This is a genomic window from Micromonospora sp. RHAY321 (assembly GCF_023896955.1).
Classification (GTDB): Bacteria; Actinomycetota; Actinomycetes; order Mycobacteriales; family Micromonosporaceae; genus Micromonospora.
Genome location: NZ_JAMHIW010000006.1, coordinates 333,834 through 358,144, shown reverse-complemented (window position 1 = coordinate 358,144; position 24,311 = coordinate 333,834). Strand labels below are relative to the sequence as shown.

The window sequence follows — 24,311 nt, the reverse complement described above, 5'->3', positions numbered from 1 at the left end:
GTGGCCCTGACGCATTTCCGTAGCCAGGTACGCCGGCTCGAAGGCAATCAGGGCCGGCCGATCGGTTAGGGCCACCTGGTTCGCAGGTGCTGTGACCAGTCGGCGCGCGCCTACAGCCGCGGTAGGGCCTTGCCGCGGGCCCTGCAATCGGGCCAGGTGCCGTCCAGGACATCGGTGCCGACTCCGAACTTCCTCAGCGCCGCAGCCTCGACGACCGAGGGTCCCGCAACATCCGACGACCGACGGTGCCCCACGAGAACGGCCGGGGGGCGGCACACCAATGAGCGTGATACCTCAGAGTCATATTTATGCCTCTGAGGTATCAGGCTTCTTGAAGCGTGCGGCGCCAGCGACGTGACCGACAGCGAGAGCGCAGACCATACCGTCTCCGGATACGCCGGCCTCGCCGCGGGAGGGCGGCGGACCGAAGGCCCACCGGCCACTCCGCGCAGGTAGCACTCTCACAGCGGCGCGCAGGCCACCAGTTCAGGGCCGGTACTGGCGAGACGTGCCCGGTGATCTACCGCGCCTGCGCTGAGCCAGGGATCAGGACGGCTTCGGGCCGCAGACGTAGCGGGGCTCCGCGTCGTAGCGCCAGCTGAACTTCTCCCGCTTGACCACCGCACCGTCCTTCTTGATGACCCGGAAGGCGTCCTGGGTGAAGCCGTTGATGCCATTGCTCGGGATGCAGGACGGGCCGGGTTCGAGGTGGATCAGCTTCGGCGTGGTGATGTTGCGGCGTGGCCCGTACTCCGTCTTGACGCTGTCGTAGATCTTCGTGCTCCAGATCGACACCGTGATCGTGCTCGACGTGTACGAGGTGTCGATGAGCAGGCCGTACTGGGTGTTGTTGCGGAACTTGAAGTCCAGGTCCGGCCAGAAGATGGTCGACTCGATGACCGCCGGGTACCGGTCGAACCAGTAGGAGTGCGGCTTGTGCTCGACGTCCTCGAGCCCGGCGTAGTAGGTGGCGTTGAACAGCGTGGTGGTGAACTGCGAGGTGCCGCCGCCCACGCCCGGCACCAGCTTGCCGTCCAGGATGACCGGCGCGTCGCGGTAGCCCTGGGCGTAGCCGCGCTCACCGGTGTGCCCGTTCAGCGAGAACGTCTTTCCGGGCAGGACGACCGTGCCGTCCACCTCTCTGGCGATCGTGGCGATGTTCTGGCTGCGTGACGAGGCCATGCCCCCGGTGAACCGGGTCGTGAAGGTGGACACGCGTTCCTTGATGCCCAGACCGGCGAGCTTCTCCGCGGTCAGCTCGGGCGGCGTCGGCTTCAGCTCGCCGGTCACCTCGCGGCCGTCCGACTTCGGCAGCACGGCCAGCAGGTCACGGCCGAGGGTTGCGGTGTCCAGTTGCTGCCCGGCCCGCCCGTCGGTGACCGTGGGACGGCCACCGGCGATGGTCATCGTCGCGTCCTTCGGCGGCACCTCGATGGCGGCCAGGTCGTCGCCGAGCGCCGTGCGCAGTCTCTTGACGTCCACCGTCGGGGTCAGCAGGCCGGTCTTGTCGGCGGTGAACCGCAGGCTCTTCGCGATGGCGGCGGGTGGGATCTTCAGCGAGCCCTTGTCGGTGCGCAGGGTGACCGGCGCGGCGACCGCCGGCTTTGCCAGCTCGGCGACCAGCCGGTCCAACTCCTCCGCGGTGGTCGCCGGGTGGCTCTCTACCAGGGGCACGGTGACCGGGGTGCCGGCCAGCCAACCGGCGCGGACCGCGTCCGCGGAGCGCTGCGGGTCGAGCGCCAGCCCCGGCTTGGGCTGGACCACCTTCGGTGTGGTGCCCTGGTAGGTGATCGCCGGCATGGTCATGCCACGTGCCTCGTCGCCGAGCGCCTTGCGGAGCGCGGCGTCCAGCCGGTCCACGTCGACGGTGACCACCGGGTCCACGGTCCGGGAGCCGACCAGTCGGCTGACCGGGTGCGCGTCGGCCTCGGCCGCTGCCGCCACGGTGGCCGGAACGTCGACACCCAGGCCCACCTCGGCCGGGTTGATCTCGGCGGTGCGCTGCCCGATGGTGACCCGCAGCGGCGCGGCGAGGGCCGCCGCCCGCCGGTCCAGCTCCGCCCGCAGCTCCCGGTCGGCGTCGGTGCGACTCCGGCCGCCCAGCTCCGTGCCGAGCACGCTCGTGCCCCGGGGTACGTCACCGGCGTACGCCCAGGCACCGGCACCCGCCACGGCGGCGAGCACCCCGCCGGTGACGCCGGCGGCGAGCAGCATCCGCACCCGGCGCGGGCGGCGCCGGCCGCCCTCCGGAGCGCCCGTGGGCGCCGTGCGCGGTTCCGGCCCGTCATCGGGCCAGGTGACCGCAGTGACCTGCACGGTGGGCCGGTCGTCGGCGGGTGGACTCTTTTCGCCGTACAGCGTCACTGCAACCTCGATCGCCAGGTGCTGCGGGAGGTCCCCCCTCCCGGAGGACACCTACGGTAACGAATGCCCGGCCGTCCTCGCGGGCTGCGCCCACCCGCGCGGGTACCGCGTGTCGTTCCGGCGTGTCGCGAAACGGCTCGGGGCGGTGGAAGGGCCGGGTCGCGGACGTGGCACGGTGGCCCCGTGGACACTGCGGAGCGCGTGTTGGCGTACGGCGGCGGGTGGCTGGACCGGGCTGGCGCGCTGCGCACCGATCCGACCCGGTTGGGCGAGCTGGTCACCGACCCGACCAGCGTGGTGCTGCCGCTCTGGCGGGACCGCTGTCTCGTCGACGGGGACGGCCCGGTGCGGCTGACCGCGGACCGGGCGACTCTCGTCCGGTCCGCCGCCGGTGAGACCGTCTTCCTGGGGCTCGACGGGGATGGCGCCGCCGTGTTCGCCGTGGACCTCTCCGCGCTCACCGAGCGGTCCGCCGTCGAGATGGCCGCCGCGGTGCGGGCCGTCGACGTACGGGCTCTGGTCGGGCGGCTCGACGCCGGCGTCGCGGCCGTCCAGGCGTACGCGCGGGGGTTGCTGCACTGGCACCGGCAGCAGCGGTACTGCGGCACGTGCGGTGCCCCGGCCGTCGCCGGCGGTGGCGGGCACGTCCGGACCTGCACCGGCGGGGAGTGCGGGCGGTTGCTGTTCCCCCGGATCGAACCGGCGATCATCGTGCTCGTCGAGGCGCCCGGGCCGCCCGGGCGCTGCCTGCTGGCCCGGCACGCCGGCGCGTCCGAGGACGGGTGGTCCACGCTCGCCGGGTTCGTCGAGGTGGGCGAGAGCCTGGAGGACGCGGTACGGCGGGAGATGGCCGAGGAAGCGGGGATCACCGTGACCGACGTGACGTACCAGGGATCGCAGGCGTGGCCGTTCCCCGCCGGTCTGATGGTGGGCTTCCGAGCCACCGCCACCTCCGAGGAGGTACGCGTCGACGGCGACGAACTGCTGGCGGCGCGCTGGTTCACCCGGGCGGAGCTGCGGGAGCGGGTGGCCTCCGGTCGTACGCTCGGCCGGGTCGACGCCATCGACCACCAGCTGCTGCGTGACTGGCTCGTCGAGGGCTGACGGCGGTCAGCCCGACCGGGGTGCCATGGCGGGATCCGCGGGCACCGGCACCGTACGTGCTCGACGGGCGGGCACCGCCATGATCAGGGTGGTGACCACGGCCGTGCCCAGGGCCACGAGGAGGAGACCGGGGACGGTGCGGGGCCGGACTGTCGCCGCGACGGTCACCAGGCCGGCCGCGCCCACCCACAGCGGTGCGGCCGCCCACCGTACGCCGGCCGCGAGGCGGTCGTTGAGCAGCACGAACGCCACCGCGTAGAGCGCCCCGACAGCGGCGAAGAGCGGCGCGTACCGGCCGAGGTGGGTGTAGTCGGGGCCGCCGGCGAGGCGGAACGCCAGCCCACCGGCGAGCGTCGACGCGAGCACCAGCACCAGCCCGCACCCGCCGGTCACCGCGAGCGCCACCGTGCGGCTGCGGCGGTCGCCCCGCGCCAGCCGCGGCAGGGCGAGGACGGCGGCGACCTGCGGCGCCCAGAGAGCGCCCTTGCTCAACACCGTGCCCACCGAGTACGCGCCGGCCCCCGCCGGGGGAAGCAGTTGACGGGCGAGGAGCAGATCGGCGTAGGAGACGACGAGCATCGCCAGGGTCGCCCCGCAGCCGGCGAGCACCTGGGCGTAGGTCAGCCGTGGCGCGGCCGGTGCGGTGGACGGGCGTCGGGGTGCTCGGGCGAGCCGGGCCAGTACCGGAGGAGCGAGCGCGGCGGTCAGCGCGCCGGCCACGAGCGCGCCGGTGAGGCCCGCGTCGAGCAGGAGCCCGGCGACCACTCCGCCGTAGCGGCCCACGGCGAGCAGGGCCATCCCGGCGGCGAGTCGCAGGAAACGCTGGCTGCCCTGCAACTCCCCCAGTGAGCGTGAGGAGAGCACGACCGCCGCCGTGGTGACCGCCAGCAGCGTGGGAACCTCGACCGGGAGGTCGAGGGCGGCGACCAGCAGCGGAGTCGCCACGACGAGCGTTCCCGCGCAGACGGCGGCGGTCACCGCGGTGAGACGTCGGGTGTCGGACGAGCCGTGCCGGGCGTGGTGTACGGCGACGGCCAGTTGCAGGCCGAGCCCGGGCACGCCGGCGATGGCCACCAGGCCGAGGGCGGTGGCGAGCGCGCTGAGGTCGGCGGGGTCGAGCCGGCGGGCCGCCAGCACCGGCACCAGGTAGGCCATGCCGTTGACGAGGACGCCGGCCAGGGTGACGGCTACCCCCGCCGCGCCCAGGCCGGTGTCCCGTCCGCCCGTCCGCCCCGGACGGTCCTGCCGTCGAGGGCTCATGTGATCTGGGAGAGGTTGGGTAGGTGCCCGTCGGTAGGGTCCGGCGTCTCCGTGTCCGGTTTCCGCTGCTCCGGCACCCCGGGCTCCGCCGTCTCCGACCGATCGATCGGTGCCGCCTGGTCGACCCTGGGTGCCGGCTGGGCGCCCGTGGCCGGCGTGGCCCGACGCACCGGTCGTCGTCGGACGGTCGTGGAGAGCCAGAGAGCGCCCAGCGCGACCACGACCGCGAGTTGCGAGAAGGCGTCGGTGTGCCGTTGCTCCGAGGCGAGGTGGATCCACCCGGCGAGCAGGATGAGCGCGCCGGGCAGCCACGTCTCGACGGCCCGACGGATCGTCCTGGCCCGCCGGGGGTCCGACATCCACGGCAGGCGGCGCGGGCCGGGGACGGCCAGCATGAACCCTGCCGCGACCAGCAGGCCGCCGATGAGGCCACTCGACAGCACCAGCGCGGCTGCTCCCACGGCCAGCAGCGGCAGGGAGCGGGTGACCGGCCGCCGAGCGCGTGGCACGGCGGTGGACCCGGCGGGCCGTCGGACGGGCAGTGCCGCGAGGAGGAGAACCGCCACCAGCAGGACCCCGCCGACCAGCAGACCCGCCCGGTACGTCGTGTCCGGGGCGAAGCGCAGCACCACCTCGCCGGAGGTGCCGGCGGGCAGGATCCAGCCCTGCTGCCAGCCGTCCACCACCACCGGCTTCAGCGTCCGCCCGCCGATGGTGGCCTGCCAGCCGTCGTTGGTGTTCTCCCGTACGGCGAGCACCCGGTCGACGGGGTGGTCGGCGACGCGGACCCGTCGTTCGGTGGCCGCCCAGGAGTCGACCTCGATGGCGCTGGGAGTCGCCGCCGGTGCGGGCGTGGACGTCTGCGGCACCAGGGCCACCAGGGTGGGCGAGGCCAGCGCGCTCGGTGTGGTGACGAGGCGGTGCTCGCCACGGCCCAGCTCCAGTTGCTTGGGCGTGTCCCGGCCGCAGGGCGCGACCCGCACCTCCCGCAGTTCCAGCAGGTCGCGCAGTGTGCCGTTGAGCGTGGTGGTCACCCGGGCCTGGCCGACCTGCAGCGTCGGACCCGATCCGCAGGCGAGCTTCAGCGGCGTGTCCAGGCGTGGCCGCACCGCGGACGCGCCCGGCAGCACGGTCACCTCGCCGACCGCGACCGGCAACGACTCCGGCAACCGCAGCTTGTACGGGTCGGTGCTGGAGGCGGACGGCTTGTCCAGGAACTGGATGGTGACCTCGTCGGTCCGCATCGGCGGGTCCAGGGTGAGCAGGCCGTCGTCGCCCAGCAGGCTGCTGCGGAAACCGTCGTCGCCGACCACCCGGAGGCTGCCGAGCCGGGTGGCGGCGGCCTCCGGGTCGACGGTGAAGCGCAGCCCGCTGATGACCCGCGGCTTGAGCCACTTGAGGCGCAGGATCGGTGCCTCGTCGCTGACCGCCGGTGACCAACTGGTGGTCGGGTCCCCGTCGAGCACCGCGCCGGGCCGGCCAGCCGGGTCGGACACGGCCGTCGAGGAGGCGCTGACCTGCGGTGCGAGGCGTAGCGTCTGTGCGTCGGTCACCAGCTTGTCGAGCGCCGCGTCCAGGGACGGGCCGGGCGTCGGCCGCGCCCACAGCGTCGGGGTGTACGCCCCGTCGGTCGGCAGGGTGAGCGTCCGGTCGATGGTGGACCCGTCCTCGGAGCCCCGGACGGCGTCGTTGGAGCAGCGGGGTCGTCCGTCGACGGAGAAGCAGGCCGGTGTGGTGGGAGCCGCCGCCACGACGACGGTCGCGGGCCGGTCGGTGGCCGGTGCGGCGGGAAGCTGGAGTGTCCGGCTGGTCCGAACGCCGGGGATGCCGATCTCGGCGATGCCGACCGTCCCGGTGCCGAGCGGGCGGAGGGCGAAGGCGCCGTCGACCGAGATCTGGACCTCGCGGGTGGCGTGGACGCCGGGCAGCTCGAAGACCATGTGGTCGCTGAACTGCTCGACCGTGCGGCTCTCGTACCCGGCCGTGACGGTCACCGCCGTCGGCAGGGAGTCGGCCTTCAGGTCGAAGCGGACCTCCACGCGGGTGACCCGCGTCGGTTTCGCGAGAACGACCTCGACCCACTGCCGGTCGCTCGGCGAGTACGGCGCGGACTGCCAGGAGGTCGCGGGGTCGCCGTCCATCGCCGCGTACGGCTGGTGCTCGGGGCGGGCGCCGCCGGGGGCGTCCACCTGGGAGGCGGCGGTCGACGCCCGGATCGTGCTGATGCCCTCGAAACGAGCGACGGTGGACCGTTCCGCACCCCACTCGGGCAGGTAGTCGTGGGCCGGTGCCGACACCTCGAAGGTGTCGTCGGCGGTGAGGGTCTGGGAGGCGTTGTCGCGCAGTCGGCCGAACGACACGTCGCGCCGGCGGAGCCCGTCGGTCATCGCGACCGGTCCGACGGCGGCACCGGCCTGCGCGTCACCCGCGAGGATGGTGGGCGCCGGGCTCAACTGGCCCGCCTCGGCGAGGTCGAGGAGGGACTCGGGGCCGCCGACGACGGTGGTCACGTCGTCACGGTCGTAGGCGACCACCGGCTCGACGGGCCGGTCGACCTGGTAGACCTCCAGGGCCCGTACGGGCACGTCGAGCCCCTGGTCGCGGAACTCGTCCGGGCTCGACGGCCCGCCGCGCAGGGGGCCGAAGCTGGTGACCCGGGTCAGGCCGGGTGAACGCTCCAACGCCTGGCGGACGATCGCCGGCCGGGCCGTGTCGGACCGGCCGTGGTCGAGGTCGGCGCGGAACAGGACGTGGCTGATCCCGGAGCGGGCGAGCAGGTCGGCCAGGCCGGTGGAGCCGGAACCGGTGGCGAGTGTCGACTCGACCGCGTCCAGCAGCCGGATCGTGGTGGGTGGGGTGAAGGGGATGGCGTTGCGTACCGCCCACCGGCTGTCCAGCAGGGGCTGGGTGATCTCGTCGGTGGTGTTGCCCCAGTCGTACGACGGGAAGCGTGCCCCGGGGACGACGAGCACCCGCCCCCGTCCGGTGTTGGCGTCGAGCCAGTCGGCGGCCTCGTGCCAGTAGCCGGGCACCTCCTTGACGGCGCCCGGTGTGGCGAGCCCGCCGGCGAGCGCCGGTGTGGCGACCGCGGCCACCGCCGCCATGGCAGCTCCGGCCGTCAGCCAGGCGCGCGCGACGGTTCGCGAGCGGTACTGCGCGGGCGCGGTGCGTGCCGCGCGGACGACCAGGCCGATCAGGTGTGCCAGCCCGAGCGCCAACGGCAGGCGGAGCAGGACGTCGAACTTGTGCACGTTGCGCAGCGGGGCGCCGACGCCGTCGAGGAATGCCCGCTGTGGCTCCGCGAGGATGTTCGGCAGGTCGCCGACGTGCCCGAGACCGACGAGGGCGGCACCGAGCACCAGACCTGTGATCAGGAACCGGCGGTGCGGCATCCCGCGCCGGGACAGGCCGAGGACACCGAGGGCGGCGACCGCCAGGGTGGCGGCGATCAACAGCGGCTCGTTGGCGAGCCGCGCGCCGGCCGGGATGGTCGACCCGAACGGATTGCCCAGGTAGGCGACCCAGTAGGAGGCGCCGCGCAGCGTGGTCGTCGCGTCGGTGACGCTGGTGGTGTTGCGGGCGGTCTCGATGTAGTCCAGGAAGGGTGGGCTGTATCGGCCGAGGATCAGCAGCGGAACCAACCACCACGCCGTGGCCAGGGCGACCGCGCCACACCAGGCGGCGATCGCGGTGACGCGGCGGCGTACGGGGTGCAGGGTGGCGAGCCAGAGCAGGGCGAGTGGCACCACCGCGACCACGGCCGTGGCGTTGACCCCGCCGGCGCAGGCGACGGCGACGGCCGACCCGGCGACGGCACGCCGCAGCGGCGTGCCGCGTGCGAGGCCCACCAGGGGGATGAGCACCCAGGGGGCGAGGGCGCTCGGCCAGGACTCCACCGAGGACCAGCCGAGCTGGGTGAGGATCCGGGGCGACAGCGCGAAGGCGACACCGGCGATCATTCGCCCGGCGGGCGTGCCGATCCCGAGCCGACCCATCAGCCGCACCGCGCCCAGGTACGCGACACAGAAGATCAGTGCCCACCACAGCCGCTGGACCACCCACGGCGCGAGACCGGCTTCCGACCCGAGCAGGAAGAACGGGCCCATCGGCCAGAGATATCCGTACGCCTGGTTCTGGAGCTGTCCGAAGGTGCCGTTGGGGTCCCACAGGTGCAGTGAGCGGAGCATCCACCCGGCCGGGTTGATGCTCAGATCGACCTTGGTGTCGGGGACGACCTGCCCGGGGGCCTGCTGGAAGGCGAGCGCGGTGAGGGCGATGCAGATGGCCAGGTGCCGGAACCGCCGGGCCGTACGCCGGGTACGACTGGATCCCGGACCGGCGCCACTGGTCACCTCTGCACGCATTTCGGCTCCTGTCTGCGCCGGCCGGACGCGCACCGGCAGCCGACGACTGTCGCGCGACGTTATCCGGACCGGGCACGGACGGGCGACCTGGGGCGCTGCGGTGGCGTTATCGGGAGAACGGCCGTCCCCACGGCGTGTAAGCGTGTGGCAGGCTGCCGACCATGTCAATGCCAGAAGCTGAGGCCGAGACGCGTCCGGAGGCCGTCGCCCCGGATGACGATGGACCGGGGCCGATCGGTCGGTGGCTCCGGGCCGACCGGGTCCGGGCGGTCGCGGTCGCCCTCATCGTCGTGTCCGTCGCCTGGCGCGCCGGCCTCGCCACCCGTGGCTGGTTCTCCCAGGACGAGTTCGTCATCGCCGCTCAGGTCCTCGACACGCGGCTGGACCCGGACTATCTCCTGCGTACCTTCAACAACCACCTCATGCCGGGCGGTCTGCTGGTGGCGTGGGGGATGGTGCGGGTGGCCGGCTTCGTGAGCTGGCCGTGGGTGCTGCTGCTGGCGGTCGGCCAGGCGGCGGTCGGCATCGCCCTCTACCGGCTGCTGCGTGACCTGCTCCGGCCGGGCTGGGGGCTGCTCATCCCGCTGTGCCTGTACGTGTTCAGCCCGCTGACGCTGGAGGTGTCCTCGCTCTGGCTGGTCGGGCTGCTCGTGCTGCCGGTGCAGCTGGCCCTGGTCCTGGCGGTGTCGGCCCAGGTCCGGTACGTGCGAACCGGCCGCCTGCGGCATCTGCCGGTGGTCGTCCTCTGGGTGGTGTTCGGTCTTCTCTTCGACACCAAGGCCCTGCTGATCGTGCCGCTGCTGTTCCTGCTGACCGTATTCCTCTTCACGTCGGGCGGCGTGTGGCGCAGCCTGCGGAGGGCGATTGGCCGCTACTGGCCGGCGTGGCTGGTGCTCGGCGTGCTCTCCGGGGCGTACCTGGCGTTCTATCTGACCCGTCCCGCCCGCGAACTGGACGAACCGAATTCGGTCGGTCAGGTCCTCACCTTCCTCGGTGACCTGGTCGGCGAAACGGTCGTGCCGGGTCTGGTCGGCGGGCCGTGGCGCTGGACGTACGCCGGTGACGGCCCGCCGCTCGTGGACCCGTACGACGTCGCCAAGTGGCTGTCGTGGGCTGTGCTGGTGGCGCTCGTCGTGGTCACCGTCCGGCGGCGCCCGTCGGCCGGCCGGGCCTGGCTGCTGCTCGTGTGCTACCTCGGGCTGGTCGCCGCGCTCTTTGCCGTCACCCGGCTCGGCGGCCCGCTCGGCCCGGTGGTCGGCGTCGTCCCCCGGTACGTCGCCGACGTGATGCTGGTAGCCGCGATCTGTGTCGGCGCGGCCCTGCTCGGGACGAAGGACGTGAACGAGGACGACGTGTCGGCGTGGCCGGTGCCGACGGTCCTGCGGGAACCGGGCGCCTTCGCGGTCGGCCTGGTCTCGATGATCCTCCTCCTGGCCACCATCGGGGTGGGGACCCTCTGGAGCACGGCCCGGTTCGGTGACAACTGGAGCACCAAGTACGGGCGGGAGTACCTCGCGACGGCGCAGGCGGAGCTGGCGGCCGCGCCGCCGGGCACCGTCTTCCTGGACACCGTCGTCCCGGACCGCGTCGTCGCCGGTTACTTCTGGCCGGACAATCTGCAGTCGCACTTCTTCCGTCCGGCGGACCACCGACCCACGTTCGTGACGGAGGCCGCGCGACCGTCGATGTTCGACGAGTACGGCCGGATCCGTCCGGTCGTGGTCCAGGGGCGGAAGATCCTCCCGGGTACGGTGCCCGACTGCGGGCACCTGGCGGAGGGCGGCCGGACCACCCGGATCCCGCTGGACGGGTACCTGGAGGAGTGGCCGTACGTGGTGCAGTTCGGCTACCTCAGTTCGGGCGAATCCACGGCGGTGTTCCGGCTCGGCGCGGCCACCCGGGAGATCACGCTGCAGCGTGGGTTGAACGAGGTGTTCTTCCTGTTGGAGGGCGCCGGGAGCAGCGTCGAGATCACCGTTCAGACCCCGCAGGTCGGAGTGTGCACCCAGCTGATCACCGTGGGCCGGGCGGTGCCGGCACCGTGAATGGTTGAGCGGCACACCACCGTCGACGCCCCACGGCACCGGACGGCGCGGGAGACCCTGCCGCTGTACGCCGTCGCGGCGGTCGTCACGGTGGTGGTGCTCGCCCCGCTCGCCGCACCGGGCTACGCGCTGCTGTACGACATGGTGTTCGTACCCCGCCAGCCGTTGAGCTGGGATCTCGTCGCCCCGGCGCAGAGCCTGCCCAGGGCGGTGCCGATGGACGCGCTGGTCTCCCTGGTCACGCAGGTGGTCCCGGGTTGGCTGGTGCAGCGGCTGGTGCTCGGTGGGGCGATCCTCCTGGCCGCCGTCGGCGCCGGTCGGCTGGTGCCGACCGACCGGCGCGCGGTCCGGCTGTTCGCCGCGGTGGCGTACGCGTGGACGCCCTACCTGGCCGAGCGGCTGCTGATCGGGCAGTGGGGGCTGCTGCTCGCGTACGCCGCTCTGCCCTGGTTGGTGCGGGCGGCGCTGGACGTGCGGGCGGGCCGCGACGGCGCGCTCGCCCGGTTGGTGCTCGCGGCCGCGCCTGCGGCGATCACCCCGACCGGCGGGCTGATCGCGCTGGGCACGGTTGTCCTGCTGGTGCCCGATCGGGCGCGCCCGCGTCCGTCGGCGCTCGCGGTGGCGGGTGTCGCGCTGCTGAACGCCCCCTGGGTGACGGCGGCCCTGGTCACCGGCGCCGGCGGTTCTTCCGACCCGGCCGGGGTGGCGGCGTTCGCGACGCGCTCCGAGAACTGGGCGGGTCCGCTGGTGGCGCTCGCGGGTACCGGCGGCATCTGGAACGCGCAGGCCACTCCCGCCAGTCGGGCGGCTCCGCTGGTTCCGCTGGCGACCCTGGTGCTGCTGATTCTGGCGGGCGTGGGCGCCGGACTGCTGCGACGCCGGCTGCCCCCGGGCACGGGGGTGCGGTTGGCGGTGCTCGCGGGGGCCGCCTACCTTCTGGCCGCCCTCGGCGTGCTGCCCGGCGGGGACTCCGTGCTGCGCTGGGCGGTGGTGGAGGTGCCGGGTGCGGGGCTGCTCCGCGACGGCCAGAAGTTCCTGGCCCCGTACGCGCTGCTGCTGGTGGTGTGCGCGGCGCTGGGCGCCGAGCGGTTGCTGGCCGGGATCGACCGGGACGTGGCGGCGGTGGTCCTGGTCGGTCTGCTGTTCCTGCCGGTGGCCGTCATGCCGGATCTCGCGTTCGGCGGTGCCGGCCGTCTTCGTCCGGTGAGCTATCCGGCGGACTGGCGGTCGGTGGCCGACCGCGTGGCCGACGAACCGGGTGAGATCCTCGCGCTGCCGTTGAGCGCCTACCGGGCCTATCCGTGGAACCCGGGACGGGTCGTCCTGGATCCGGCGCCCCGCTACCTGCCGGGGACGGTGCTGACCGACGACACGCTCCGGGTCGGCGACGTCGCCGTGGCCGGGGAGAATCCACGGCTGAGGGAGGTGCGCCGGATGCTGGCCGACGGGAGACCCGTGGCGGCCACCGGTGTGCGCTGGGTGGTGGTGCAGCACCATGTGCCCGGTGGTGTGGACCCGGCGGCCCTCGCCGATCTCCAGATCGTCCACGAGGGACCATTCCTGACTCTCTACCGCAATCCGGCCGTACCGCCCGGTTCGGTCGCGGCCGGGCACGCCCGGTGGGCCGTGGTGGCAGCGCTCGCCGCCGCCCTCCTCCTGTGCGCGGCTGCCGCCTTTTCGGCGCTACACCGGCGGCCTACCGCGTGGTAACGTCCGCTCGCACGTCTCGCCATTGGAGGATTGGCATGCGTAGAACTCTGACACTGGTCGTGTCCGGCCTGGTGGCGGCGTTGCTGGGGATCCTGGCCCTCGGCGGCCTCTCGGCCGCCGCGACCGCCACCGACGACGAGGCCGCCACCGAGGCCAGGAACGTCTCGGAGACGGCCAAGCGGGCCGGTAAGCAGGACCCGTACGCTCCCGAGGTTTACGGCACCAGGTAGGACGGCTCGCCCCGCCGCTGTACCGGGCGGGGCGACTCCGCACCCTCCAACAGAGCCGCGAAGCGTCCACCCGCGATCTGCCAGGTGAAGCTCGCCGCGTGCTTCCGGGCCTCGGCGCCCATCTCCCGCCGCAGCTCGTCCTCGTGCAGCAGTGTGCGCACCTTGGCCAGGTAGTCGTCGATGTCGTCGGCCAGCAGGCCCGTGCGCCCGTCGACGACCGCTTCGGCCACGCCGCCCGCCTCCCGGAACGCCACCGTGGGCGTACCCGCGGACCCGGCCTCCACGATCGTCAGACCCCAGCCCTCCTTCAGCGACGGGGTCAGTGCGACCCAGGCCGAGGCGAGCAGGGTGGCCTTCTCCTCCTCGGTCACGAAGCCACGGAAGTCGACCCGCTCGGTGATGTCCAGCTCCGCGGCCAGCTCGCGCAGCTGCGGCTCCCACCAGCCCTGGCCGGCGACGACCAGCCGAAGCTGGGGCAGCTCGTCGGCGAGCGCCGCGACGGCCCGCAGCGCCACCTCCACCCGCTTGTGCGGCACCAGCCGGTTCAGCGTCACGAGCAGCGGGAACGACGCCCGCTCGGTGTCGGTGCGGGGCAGCCCCGGCGTGCCGTTGTAGACGACCGCGACCTGCTCCGGCGGTACGCCGAGCGTGGCCAACTCTCTGCGGGTGGCCTCGGAGACGGTTACGTACCGGCACCGCCGGTAGACGCGTACGGCGAGCGACGACTCGATCCACCAGCCGAACCGGGCGGCCCACTGCGGGAGGACCACCGGCCACTGCTCGCGGTGCACGTGATGGATCAGCTTGACCACCGGCCGCCGTGCCCACAGCGGGGCGAGGAACGGCAGCCCGTTGCAGACGTCGACCAGGATGTCGGGCCGGCCGCCCCGTCGCGCCGCCAGGGGGCCCAGACCCAGTGCGCCGGCCACGTAGCAGAGCGCCGCCCAGAGGTAGACGGTGTGCCGACCGCCGCGCCGCACCAGCCGTACGCCCGCCTCGTTGACCTCTTCGGCGGGGGCCTGGCTGTGGGCGGCGCAGAACAGGGTGGCCCGGAATCCGCGTGCCACGAGCTCGGCCGCGATCCGTTCCACGTACACCTCGGAACCGCCGCCCTCGGGGTTGCGAGTGTCTCGCCAGTTGAGGAACAGCACGTGTCCGGGCATGTCGACGCAACGCTGCACGCGAACCCTACTCTCAGGTAATTTAGCGACGCGCGTCACACTAGGGCTGGAAGTCGCGGCCGGCAATCCCCGATGGGCGAGGGCTGCTCAGCGTGACGGACCGACCGCCGGTGCCGCGGTGCCGGTGTCGACCTCCGGCGGCGGAGCGCCCGGGGATGCCGCGGCCGCGTCCAGGGCCGGTGCTTCCGGGACCCGTCCGGCGCGGCGCGGCCGGCGTCGCTGGGAGCCGAGCACCTGGATGGGGCGCTCGACGCCGTAGTAGCTGACCGCGGCGTAGGTGAGGCCGAAGACCATGGTGAGGGCGAAGGTGCTGAGCAGCCCGCCGGTGAACAACGGGCGGTCGTCCAGCACGTAGATGAGTTCCAGGACCAGCGGGTGCCACAGGAACAGGCCGTAGGAGACCGTGCCGAGCCAGCGCGCGGGGCCGCTGCTGAAGGCATCCTTCACCCGGGTCGGCCCGCCGAACGCCACCGGGATCAGGATCAGCGACGCGGTCGCGAGGTACAGGGTCAGCTTGACCGTGTACTCGGCGGCCGTCGGTCCGGTGAGGTCGCGGGGACCGGCGACGGGTGTCGTGGCGATCGCCAGGAGGCCGGCGGCCGCGACCCAGCAGGCGACGGGGGCCGAGGCGAGGTCGTCCAGCACGCGGAAGGCGCGCGGCGCGGTTCCGGTCCGCAGCGCGACGTGCGCCGCCGCCAGGGCCATACCCGCGCTGAACCAGGCCGCGTACGAGGGGAGCCACATGGTGTGCAGGGCGTTGTCGAGCCGGCCGAGCCCCATCAGGGCGAGCCACCCGGCGGTCACCAGCACTCCGGTGCTGACGATCACGACGGTTCGCACCGGACGCCAGGACCGGCCCACGGCGAGCACGGCGACCAGCGGCAGGATCAGGTAGAACGTGACCTCGGTGGCGAGGCTCCAGGTCTGGCTGAGCCCGGAGCGCAGTTGGCCGGGCTGGTAGATCTGGGTGAAGGTCAGGTGCCGGATCCAGTCACCGGCGGACGCCGGCCGGTTCTGCGGCAGGACGATCAGGCAGACCACCACCGCCAGCCAGTACGCCGGCAGGATCCGCAGGGCCCGCCGCCAGAGATACCGCCCGGCGCGTGGCCGGGGCCGGCCGGTCGCGGCGTTGAGGGCCCACGGCCGGAACAGCAGGAACCCGGAGAGCACGAAGAAGATCGCGACGCCGACGTCCAACCGGGCCAGCCAGCCGCCCCACGAGGTGTTCATGGTGGCGGCGGTCTGGAAGCCGACGTGGTGGCCGACGACGGCGATGGCGCCGATCGCACGCAGCGCGTCGAGGGCGGGTAGCCGGCCGGTGACCGAAGGCTCCGACGCTATTGGCGCGGCGGCTGTGGACATCTGGACATCCAGGGGGTCGCTTTGAAGGTGACCGGAGAGTAACCTCCCGCCATGTTAAGGATCGGGTGCCCCGGACAACAGGTCGTAGGGCGGCAGGTTACAGGAGGATGAGTGAAGCTTCGCGTGGGCGCCGCGCTCTTCGGGCTTGGCGTCTTATTGCTGGTCTTCGCGGCCGGGCTGCCGTTTTATGTGGCCCCCGCCGTGACCAAACTCCCCTACGATCTCGAACCGACGACGTCCATCGCTGAGGCGAAGGACGCCAAGTTCCTGAAGATCACCGCCAACGGAAGCTCGGTGAGCATCGAGGTCCCGCAGGCCACGCTGCTGTCCAACGTGGAGGTCATTCCGCAGCCGGACGACACGAAGGACCGGCTGCCGAAGGAGCTCAAGGGCGACGCGGTGATCTGGGACGTCTACCAGACGGTCAGGCGTGCCGACAACGAGGATGTGGTCAGCCAGTACAGCACGGAGCTCGCTCTGTACCGGATCTCCGGAGCCGCCGCCCCGTGGAAGGACCAGTGGCTCAACGAGACCGGGGCGGACGAGACCCCGGTCGGCAACGTGAGTTACTCCGGCCAGGTCTACAAGTTCCCGTTCGGTACGGGAAAGCGGGATTACCAGGTCTTCGACCGTGACCTGAAGCGGGCCATCCCGGCGAAGTTCACCGGCACGGAGAAGATCAAGGGCGTCGAGGCGTACCGCTTCGAGCAGCGGATCGAGAACGAGGTGCTGGCCACCCCGGAGAGCAGCCTCCAGACCCTGATCGGCAAGTTCGCCCCCGGTGCCACCAGCGGCCAGATCGTCTACAGCAACACCCGGACGCTCTGGGTCGACCCGGTGACTGGCTCGTACGTGAACGTCCGGGAGCAGCAGCACAAGGAGTTGCGCCCGAACACCGGCAGCCCGACGGTGCTGCTGGACGCGGACTTCAACTACACCGACGAGACGGTCAGCCGCAGCGTCGAGACGGTCAAGGACAACCGCTTCAAGATCGGCCTGATCAGTCTCTGGGGCCCGATCGCCGCCGGTGTCCTCGGCCTGCTCGCCCTCGTTGTCGGCGTGTGGCTGGTGACGCGGCCCAACGGCGGCACCGCCCGGCACCGTGCCGAGCCGGCGGTCGCCACGCCGGCTGCGGCGCCGGCCGCCGACACGTCTACGACGCGGGTGGACCAGGAGCCGGTACGCGACTCCGAGACCGTCGAGCAGTCCAGGAGTGAGCCCGCGGCCGGTCCGCTGACCGACGAGATCCCGCCGGCGTCGACGAACTGGAAGTCCGAGGACCCGACGGTGCCGACCCAGCGGCCGGCGCCCGGCGAGGTGGAGCAGCGCTGACGCGCGTACGACCGGAAGCACGACTGAGGGGTGGCCGCGATGCGGTCCACCCCTCAGTCGTTCGGTGACTGGGCGCGGCGCACCGCGTATCGCATGCTCACCCAGTCTTCGCTGTACCGCAGATCGCGCCACTGCCCGACGATGTCGCCACCCTGTGCGGCCATCAGTCGCACCATGTCGGTGTGCGGCACGACCGTCATGGTCATAGGCGCCGGATAGTTGAGCAGGTGGCGCTGCGCCCAGCTGATCATGCGGAAGGGTGCCACCTGCCAGATGATGCCTCTGGCCGTGCACGCCCGCTCGGTTGGTAACCCCAGGACCGCGGTCCCGCCCGGTCGCAGCACGCGCAGGAACTCGGCCAGGTAGTGGTCGATGGCGGGGCGCGGCAGGTGCTGCAACACCAGGGCGCTGTAGACCAGGTCGAAGTGGCCGTCAGGGAACTGGCTCAGGTCGGGCGCATCGTTGAGGACGAACCGGATGTTCCCGGCGCTCCGGTCCAGTCGTCGGGCGGTCTCCAGCATGGGCGGAGCGATGTCGACGGCGACCACTTCGCCCGCGTGCGGAGCCAGCGCCTGGGACAGCCGTCCGACGCCGCAGCCGAAGTCGAGCACTCGCTCCCAACGATTCGGCAGGCCGAGCTGGCGGAGCCGGCCCGCCGTCTCCTCGACGTCGGCGCGGCCGGTGGCCAGGAACTCCTCGACGTCCCACTGCCCGCCGCGCTTGCCGGGCTGGACGAGGACGGCCCAGAGTGGATCTTCAGCTCCCAGGGTGGTCCAGTCACGTCGCACATCTCCCAGATCCACGCCGAAACCCTAGGGCAACCGGGCGTCCATTGGGGGGCGGCTGGTTTGTGGTCCGCTTGGACGTTCGGGCGAGCGGGCGTGAGCCGAGCCCGGCTCTCCGACCTGCGTACTTTACATCCGTTACTCAATTGTAATCCGTCGATGCTCTGTCACTCTGCGCTGCTGCAGTCCAGGGCTATGCCACTTTTGTAGCGCCATAAGGCTTCTGTCCATCCCAGAACCACCACGTTTCGTGACGGCAGCGTGCTCGTGGGTCGCCCTCCTGTTACCGCCGGGTAATCAGGGGGTTGTGAGGCCCGCCGCAGCGGGTGCACGATCAGGCTCGGTCGTTACCCGCCGGTAACAGATGACGGGCCCGGTGCGGGCCGCCAGTTCGGGACCGACCACCCGCGCGCATCCACCTGAGGAGGAACCCGTGCAGGATCGGTTTGACAGTCAGGGTCGTACCCGGTGGCGGCGGTTCGCCGCGATGCTCGTGCCCGCCACGGCCGCCGCCGGCGCCATCCTGTTCGGTATGTCGTCCGGCGCCATCGCATCCGACATCACGGTGTCCGGGCAGACGTTCAAGATCGGCGCCGACCGCCTTGAGGGCGACGGCTTCACCCAGTACGGCGGGGTCGTCCGGGAGAAGGGCAAGGACGGCAAGGTCCACCCGATCGCCCTCTCCGAGATCAGCAGCGCCGAGCTGTACAACCTCTGCCAGTCCGTCCGCGCCGACCTGCCCGGCATGCCGGTGGTGCTCACGATCAACGCCGGCCAGGGCAAGGAGCCCGCGCGGGCCAAGGACCTGCTGATCGCCATGGACTCGCTCAACGGCAACGCGACGTTCACCAACATCAAGATCGGCCGGGACGCGACCGACCTGAACCCGACGGCGCAGAAGGGTTCGTTCGGCCAGAACTCCGACCACGTCAGCATCACCAACCTCCAGCAGGTGTCCCGGTACACCACGGCGGCCACCTTCAACCTCGTCGGACTCAAGCTGAAGGTCAACGTGGGCGACGACGCCAAGGGCAAGGAGTGCTTCTGAGGTGAGTCGTGGCCCGCGGTGGCCGACCACCGCGGGGCCACGTCCCTGTCCCGCCCCGCTGCGCCAGGAGGAGTACGTGACAACCGCCAACCCGTCCCACGCCCGGCCCGGCGGTACGGCCCAGGCGTGGCGGACCTTCCGCCGCTGGCAGCGGAGCCGACCGTTCTGGGGTGGCCTCCTCACCGCCCTGGCGGGGGTGGAGATGTTCGCCTCCACCCGCATGACGATCAACGGCCTGAGCTTCCACAGTGGCGCCACCGGCCTGCTCTCGCTACTGATCCCGATCATCCTGGTGACCTGCGGCCTGTTGCTCTGGCTCAGCCCGGCGCAGCGGCCGTTCTACTCGGTCGTCGCGGCGGTCACCGCTGTCTACTCGCTGATCGGGCTCAACCTCGGCGGCTTCTTCATCGGTCTGTTGCTCGGCATCGTTGGCAGCGCGCTCGCCTTCGCCTGGACGCCGGCCCGACCGTCGCCGGCCGCAGCGGAACAGGCGGACGGGGACCAGGTCGACGCCGACCAGAGCAACGCCGAACGGGACAACGCCGAACAGGTCGAGGCTGAAGAGGCCCGCCCCGAGCACGTTGATGCGGTGCTGGCCACGACGTCGGCCGTCGACGAGCGGGTGGATCGCCCGGCGGGCGACGCGACCGGCGCGGACGCGCCACCCGAGTGGCCGGGACGTTCCGCCGATCCGCGGGCCTTCGGCATCGCGCTGGTGGTGCTCGGCCTCGCCGCCATCGGACTGGCCACCCAACCCCGAGCGGTGCAGGCCGCACCGAACCGGCCCACCGCGACCGCCTGTCCCACCCCGTCCCGGACGGCCACGCCGTCGCCCAGCCGCAGCGCGCCGACCGCGACACCGACGCCCAGCCCGAGCCCGGAGCGGGGCGGCAACGTGATCACCGACATCCTGGACGGGATCGGCGACCTGCTCACCGGTGGACGCCACAGGGACAACCCCACGCCGTCGGTGAGCCCGACCGCGCAACCCACGCCGCAGCCGACCGGCACGCCGACCCGCCCCGGGAAAACCGCCTGCCCGTCGCCGACACCGGCCCGGCCGGGCGGCCCGGGCACCACGACACCGCCCACGGTGGAGCCGGGCAAGCCCCTGCCGCGTATCGCCGCCGACCCGAGCCTGCCCAGGGTGGCGCAGACGCCGTCCAAGCTCACCGGCTCCAAGGTGACCATGACCGGGCTGCGGTTCGACGGGACCACCGAGTTGCAGACCGAGAAGGGCAACCTCAAGGTGCTGAAGTTCAGCATGCGCGAGGCGGTGACCGACGACTTCCTGCTGGTCGCGGACGGCCCGCAGGGGCGCACCCAGCGGTACGCGACCGACCGGCTGACCGTCCGTGGTGACGTGGCCTTCTACTCCACCCGGTTCGTCGGCCGGCTGCTCGGCATCAAGATCACGCTCACTCCGGATCTGCCGCTGCCGGACGGCCTCCCGGTCACCTCGCCCATCCCGATCACGTTCACCGACCCGGTCATCGACCTGGCGTTCGTCACCAGTGACACGCTGACCGCCCGGCCGGGGCTGGCCCTGACCCTCGGCTGAGCGGCACGCCCGTCACCACGGCCCCGGGTGCCGACGCCGTCGTACCGCCGGCGCCCGGAGCCGTGACCGGCTCAGAGCCGGGCCAGCGCCCGACGCAGCGGGTCGAGGCCCAGCGCACCCAGGTCCAACGCCTGCCGGTGGAACTCCCGCAGGTCGAAGTCGGCACCCTTGCGGGCCTTGGCGTCCTCGCGGGCCTGCAACCAGATCCGCTCACCGACCTTGTACGACGGCGCCTGCCCCGGCCAACCCAGGTAGCGGTTCAGCTCGAAGCGCAGGTTCTCGTCCGGCACCCGGCAGTGCGCCCGCATGAACTCCCAGCCCAGCTCGGGCGTCCACCGCTCCCCGGGGTGGAAGCCGAACGGGTTGTCCTTCGGGATCTCCAGCTCCAGGTGCATGCCGATGTCGACGATCACCCGGGCCGCGCGCATCGCCTGGCCGTCGAGCATGCCCAGCTTGTCGCCCGGGTCCTCCAGGTAGCCCAGCTCGTCCATGAGCCGCTCCGAGTAGAGCGCCCAGCCCTCGCCGTGCCCGGAGACCCAGCAGAGCAGCCGCTGCCAGCGGTTGAGCAGGTCGGCCCGGACGGCGGTCTGCGCCACCTGAAGGTGGTGACCCGGCACGCCCTCGTGGTAGACGGTGGTCACCTCCCGCCAGGTGGAGAAGTCGGTGATGCCCTGCGGCACCGCCCACCACATCCGGCCGGGGCGGGAGAAGTCCTCGCTGGGCCCGGTGTAGTAGATGGCGCCGTCGCTGGTCGGTGCGAGGCAGCACTCGATCCGGCGGACCTGCTCCGGGATGTCGAAGTGGGTGCCGTGCAGCTCGCTGATCGCCTTGTCGGCGAGCGTCTGCATCCAGTCCCGGAACGCCTCCTTGCCCTGGATGGTGCGCGCCGGGTCGGCGTCCAGCGCTCGTACGGCGTCGTCGACGCTGGCGCCGGAACCCGCGATGCGCCCGGCGACGACGCGCATCTCCGCCTCCAGGCGGGCCAGCTCGGCGAAGCCCCAGGCGTACGTCTCGTCCAGGTCGACCTTGGCGCCGAGGAAGTACTGCGAGGCGAGTTCGTAGCGCTCGCGGCCGGCGGCCTGCTTGTCCCGCCCGTGCGGGGCCAGCTCGGTACGCAGGAACTGGCCGAACTCCGCGGTCGCCGCGGTGGCGGCCGCCGCGCCCCGGCGCAGGTCAGCGCCGAGCGTGCCGTCGGCGCCCAGCCGCTCGACCAGCCCGTGGAAGAAGTTGTCCCCATCGGGGTCGACCCAGATGTCGCACTGCTTGGCCACCTCGATGAGCTGCACCTTCGAGCTGACCTGGCCGGCGGCGACCGCCTCGCGCAGCGTGGTCTTGTAGCCCTCCAGCGCGCTGGCGAAGCCGCTGAGTCGGGCCGCGATGTTGGCCTTGGCGTCGGCCGTCTCGGTCGGCATGAGGTCGAACACCATGCGGATGTCGTGCAGCCCGCTGGTGATCACGTTGACCTCGCTGGTCGCCTCGCCCGCGTCGTACCGGGCGAGATCCAGGCCCAGCCGTTCCTGCATGGCCTCCTTGGCGGTCCGTTCCGCCTCGGTGGCCGGCTCGGTGACCTCCAGCTCGGCGAGCGTGCGGCGGGTCAGGTCTGCGCGTGCCTGGTAGCCATCGGGCGACAGGTCGTCGAGCTGGTCGTCATGGCCGGCGATGCCGACGTAGGTGGCGCCGGTGGGGCTCAACGGCGCCCACTCGGCAACGTAGCGGTTGGCGAGTTCATCAATTCGTCCCACGGTGCGACCCTACGTGACCGACCCGCCCCGATGTCGACGCCGTTTGTCGTGTTCGACCAGCAGAACCGGCGGCATGGTGGTGGTCGCCACGGTGTCCGAAAGTCGCGGGACTTTGTCGTACGGCTCCGGCAGAGTGTCAGGGGTGACCGCCGATACCACTCCTGACAGGGCACCGCTGCGCGCCTGGCTGCCCGGCTTCGTCGCCCTCGCCGTGATCTGGGGCTCCAGCTTCCTGTTCATCAAGGTCGGGGTGGCGGAGCTGCACCCCGTCCAGCTCACCCTCTACCGGGTCTCCGCCGGCGCGCTGACCCTGTTGGTGGTGCTCGCGATGCTGCGCGACCGCCTGCCCCGCGAGCCCCGGGTCTGGGCGCACCTGACCGTCGTCGCCGCGTTCGGCGTGGCCGTGCCCTTCACCCTCTTCGGCTACGGCGAGCAGCGCGTCGAGTCGATGCTGGCCGGCATCTGGAACGCCACCACGCCACTGATCGTGCTGCCGCTGGCGGTGCTGGTCTTCCGCACCGAGCGGCTGACCGCGCGCCGAGCGGTCGGGCTCGCACTGGGCTTCCTCGGCGTCCTCGTGGTGCTCGGTGTCTGGGAGGGGCTCGGCGGAGCCCACTTCACCGGGCAGCTGATGTGCTTCGGCGCGGCGGCCTGCTACGGCGTCTCCATCCCGTACCAGAAGCGGTTCATCGCGGGCAGCGCGCACTCGGGCCTGTCGCTCTCCACGGCGCAGTTGCTGCTCGCCGCCGTGCAGTTGGCCATCGTCACCCCGTTCGTGGCGGGCGCGCCGCCGCTGCCCACCGACCTCTCGCCGAAGGTGCTGGCCAGTGTGCTGACTCTCGGCGCGCTGGGCACCGGGCTCGCCTTCGTCATCAACATGCGCAACATCCGGGTGGCCGGGGCGAGCACCGCCTCCACCGTCACCTACCTGATTCCAATCTTCGCGGTGCTGATCGGGGCCGTGGTGCTCGGCGAGCGGCTCAACTGGCACCAGCCGGTCGGTGCGCTCATCGTGCTGGTGGGGGTCGCGGTCTCGCAGGGCGTGTTCGGCCGGCGGCGGCCCCGACCGGTGGTCGGCGTCGGCGCGCCCGCCGAGCCCGCCGCGGAGCCCGTCGGCCGCTGAGGCTCCGGCGGGGCGCCTCAGGCCCGCGCGCCGGTCCACGCCGTGAGCTGCTCCGCCGACCAGGTGTTGACCACCCGGTCGGCGGGGACGCCGCAGAGGGCGGCCCGCTCACAGCCGAACCGCTGCCAGTCGAGCTGGCCCGGCGCGTGCGCGTCCGTGTTGATCGCGAACCGGCAGCCGGCCTCCAGGGCACGGCGGATCAGCCGCTTCGGTGGGTCCTGCCGCTCGGGCCGAGAGTTGATCTCGACTGCGGTGTCGTGCTCCGCGCAGGCGGCGAAGACCGCGTCCGCGTCGAAGTCGCTCTCCTTGCGGGTGCGAGCGCGGTGCCCCCGATCGCCGGGCCCGGTCACGCCGACCGGTCGGGACGACACCATCCGGCCCGTGCAGTGGCCGAGGATGTCCAGGTGCGGGTTGGCGACCGCGGTCAACATCCGCCGGGTCATCTTCGCCCGCTCGTCGTTCAGGCCGCTGTGCACCGAGCCGACCACCACGTCCAGCCGGGCCAGCAGCTTCTCGTCCTGGTCCAGCGAGCCGTCGGCGAGGATGTCCACCTCGATCCCGGTCAGGATCCGGAAACCCTCCGGCAGCGCCTCGTTGACCTGCGCCACATGGTCGAGCTGGCGGCGCAGTCGGTCGGCGGTCAGCCCCCGGGCCACCGTCAGCCGGGGCGAGTGGTCGGTCAACACCAGATACTCGTGGCCCAACTCCACGGCGGCCAGCGCCATCTCCTCGATCGGAGAACCACCGTCGGACCAGTCCGAGTGGGTGTGACAGTCGCCGCGCAGGGCGACGCGCAGCGCCGTCGCCTCCGCGTCCAGGTCGCTGCCCTCGGTCGCCACCAGGCGGCGCAGGTAGACCGGCTCCTCGCCGGCCAGCGACTCCGTCACGCAGCGGGCCGTGACGTCACCGACCCCGGCCAGTTTGGTGAGCGTGCCGTTGTCGGCGCGCTCGGCCACCTCGGCCGCAGGCAGGCCGGCCAGCGCCTTCGCCGCCGACCGGAAGGCCCGCACCCGGTAGGTGGCCTCGTTCGCCCGCTCCAGCAGGAACGCGATCCGGCGCAGGTCGGCAATGGGGTCCCGGGCCTTCATCCCACCGAACCT

The 24,311-nt window shown here is 72.4% G+C and carries 16 protein-coding genes; 8 read left to right on the top strand and 8 right to left on the bottom strand.

Translation table 11 applies throughout. The annotated features are described in order from the left end of the window. Positions 1–546: 546 nt before the first annotated feature. A complete protein-coding gene (locus M8C17_RS17125; RefSeq protein WP_252417468.1) occupies positions 547–2,364 on the bottom strand; it encodes a VanW family protein in 1,818 nt (605 codons plus the stop codon). Positions 2,365–2,547: 183 nt separating this feature from the next. Between M8C17_RS17125 and nudC the strand changes: the two genes are divergently transcribed. Continuing rightward, complete coding sequence (gene nudC, locus M8C17_RS17120) at positions 2,548–3,468, top strand: NAD(+) diphosphatase (protein WP_252417467.1); 921 nt, start codon at positions 2,548–2,550, stop codon at positions 3,466–3,468. Between the two features lie 6 nt (positions 3,469–3,474). On the opposite strand, the gene M8C17_RS17115 is transcribed toward nudC, so the two are convergent. Both M8C17_RS17115 and M8C17_RS17110 read right to left on the bottom strand, forming a co-directional pair. Next, complete coding sequence (locus M8C17_RS17115) at positions 3,475–4,728, bottom strand: lipopolysaccharide biosynthesis protein (protein WP_252417466.1); 1,254 nt, start codon at positions 4,726–4,728, stop codon at positions 3,475–3,477. After that, positions 4,725–9,092: an alpha-(1->3)-arabinofuranosyltransferase gene (locus M8C17_RS17110; RefSeq protein WP_252417465.1), complete on the bottom strand. Its 4,368-nt coding sequence runs from the start codon at positions 9,090–9,092 to the stop codon at positions 4,725–4,727. The genes M8C17_RS17115 and M8C17_RS17110 overlap by 4 nt, the downstream gene beginning before the upstream one ends. A 167-nt stretch (positions 9,093–9,259) precedes the next feature. On the opposite strand from M8C17_RS17110, the gene M8C17_RS17105 reads away from it, so the two are divergent. The 3 genes from M8C17_RS17105 to M8C17_RS17095 are packed head-to-tail and all read left to right on the top strand — an operon-like array spanning position 9,260 to position 13,077. After that, positions 9,260–11,137 carry a hypothetical protein gene (locus M8C17_RS17105; protein WP_374558568.1) on the top strand — a complete coding sequence of 626 codons (1,878 nt, stop codon included), beginning with the start codon at positions 9,260–9,262 and terminating at the stop codon, positions 11,135–11,137. Next, positions 11,138–12,847 carry a hypothetical protein gene (locus M8C17_RS17100; protein ID WP_252417463.1) on the top strand — a complete coding sequence of 570 codons (1,710 nt, stop codon included), beginning with the start codon at positions 11,138–11,140 and terminating at the stop codon, positions 12,845–12,847. Between the two features lie 35 nt (positions 12,848–12,882). Continuing rightward, complete coding sequence (locus tag M8C17_RS17095; protein ID WP_252417462.1) at positions 12,883–13,077, top strand: hypothetical protein; 195 nt, start codon at positions 12,883–12,885, stop codon at positions 13,075–13,077. Here the strand turns inward: M8C17_RS17095 and M8C17_RS17090 are convergent. Next, positions 13,062–14,240, bottom strand: a complete 1,179-nt coding sequence (locus M8C17_RS17090; protein ID WP_252417461.1) for a glycosyltransferase family 4 protein — start codon at positions 14,238–14,240, stop codon at positions 13,062–13,064. The two genes, M8C17_RS17095 and M8C17_RS17090, sit on opposite strands and share 16 nt — an antisense overlap. Before the next feature lie 105 nt (positions 14,241–14,345). Continuing rightward, a complete protein-coding gene (locus tag M8C17_RS17085) occupies positions 14,346–15,620 on the bottom strand; it encodes an acyltransferase (RefSeq protein ID WP_252417460.1) in 1,275 nt (424 codons plus the stop codon). A 111-nt stretch (positions 15,621–15,731) separates the two neighbouring features. Between M8C17_RS17085 and M8C17_RS17080 the strand changes: the two genes are divergently transcribed. Continuing rightward, positions 15,732–16,952, top strand: coding sequence for a DUF3068 domain-containing protein (locus M8C17_RS17080; protein ID WP_252417459.1), 1,221 nt, complete (start codon positions 15,732–15,734; stop codon positions 16,950–16,952). Positions 16,953–17,005: 53 nt separating this feature from the next. On the opposite strand, the gene M8C17_RS17075 is transcribed toward M8C17_RS17080, so the two are convergent. Continuing rightward, on the bottom strand, positions 17,006–17,755 hold the full coding sequence (locus M8C17_RS17075) for a class I SAM-dependent methyltransferase (protein WP_252417458.1): 750 nt from the start codon (positions 17,753–17,755) through the stop codon (positions 17,006–17,008). Positions 17,756–18,170: 415 nt separating this feature from the next. On the opposite strand from M8C17_RS17075, the gene M8C17_RS17070 reads away from it, so the two are divergent. Together M8C17_RS17070 and M8C17_RS17065 are read left to right on the top strand one after the other, a co-directional pair. Continuing rightward, on the top strand, positions 18,171–18,785 hold the full coding sequence (locus M8C17_RS17070) for a DUF6230 family protein (protein WP_252417457.1): 615 nt from the start codon (positions 18,171–18,173) through the stop codon (positions 18,783–18,785). 76 nt (positions 18,786–18,861) lie between these two features. After that, entirely contained in the window at positions 18,862–20,346 is a 1,485-nt protein-coding gene (locus tag M8C17_RS17065; RefSeq protein WP_252417456.1) for a DUF6114 domain-containing protein, read from the top strand. A 71-nt stretch (positions 20,347–20,417) separates the two neighbouring features. Here the strand turns inward: M8C17_RS17065 and M8C17_RS17060 are convergent, their stop codons facing one another. Beyond that, the gene (locus tag M8C17_RS17060; RefSeq protein ID WP_252417455.1) at positions 20,418–22,088 is read right to left on the bottom strand and encodes a DUF885 domain-containing protein; all 1,671 of its coding nucleotides are present in this window, start codon (positions 22,086–22,088) and stop codon (positions 20,418–20,420) included. Between the two features lie 142 nt (positions 22,089–22,230). Here M8C17_RS17060 and M8C17_RS17055 point away from each other — a divergent pair, with 142 nt between their 5' ends. After that, entirely contained in the window at positions 22,231–23,211 is a 981-nt protein-coding gene (locus M8C17_RS17055; RefSeq protein WP_252417454.1) for an EamA family transporter, read from the top strand. 17 nt (positions 23,212–23,228) lie between these two features. Here M8C17_RS17055 and M8C17_RS17050 read toward each other — a convergent pair whose 3' ends face one another. After that, entirely contained in the window at positions 23,229–24,299 is a 1,071-nt protein-coding gene (locus tag M8C17_RS17050) for a PHP domain-containing protein (protein ID WP_252417453.1), read from the bottom strand. Positions 24,300–24,311: the final 12 nt, after the last annotated feature.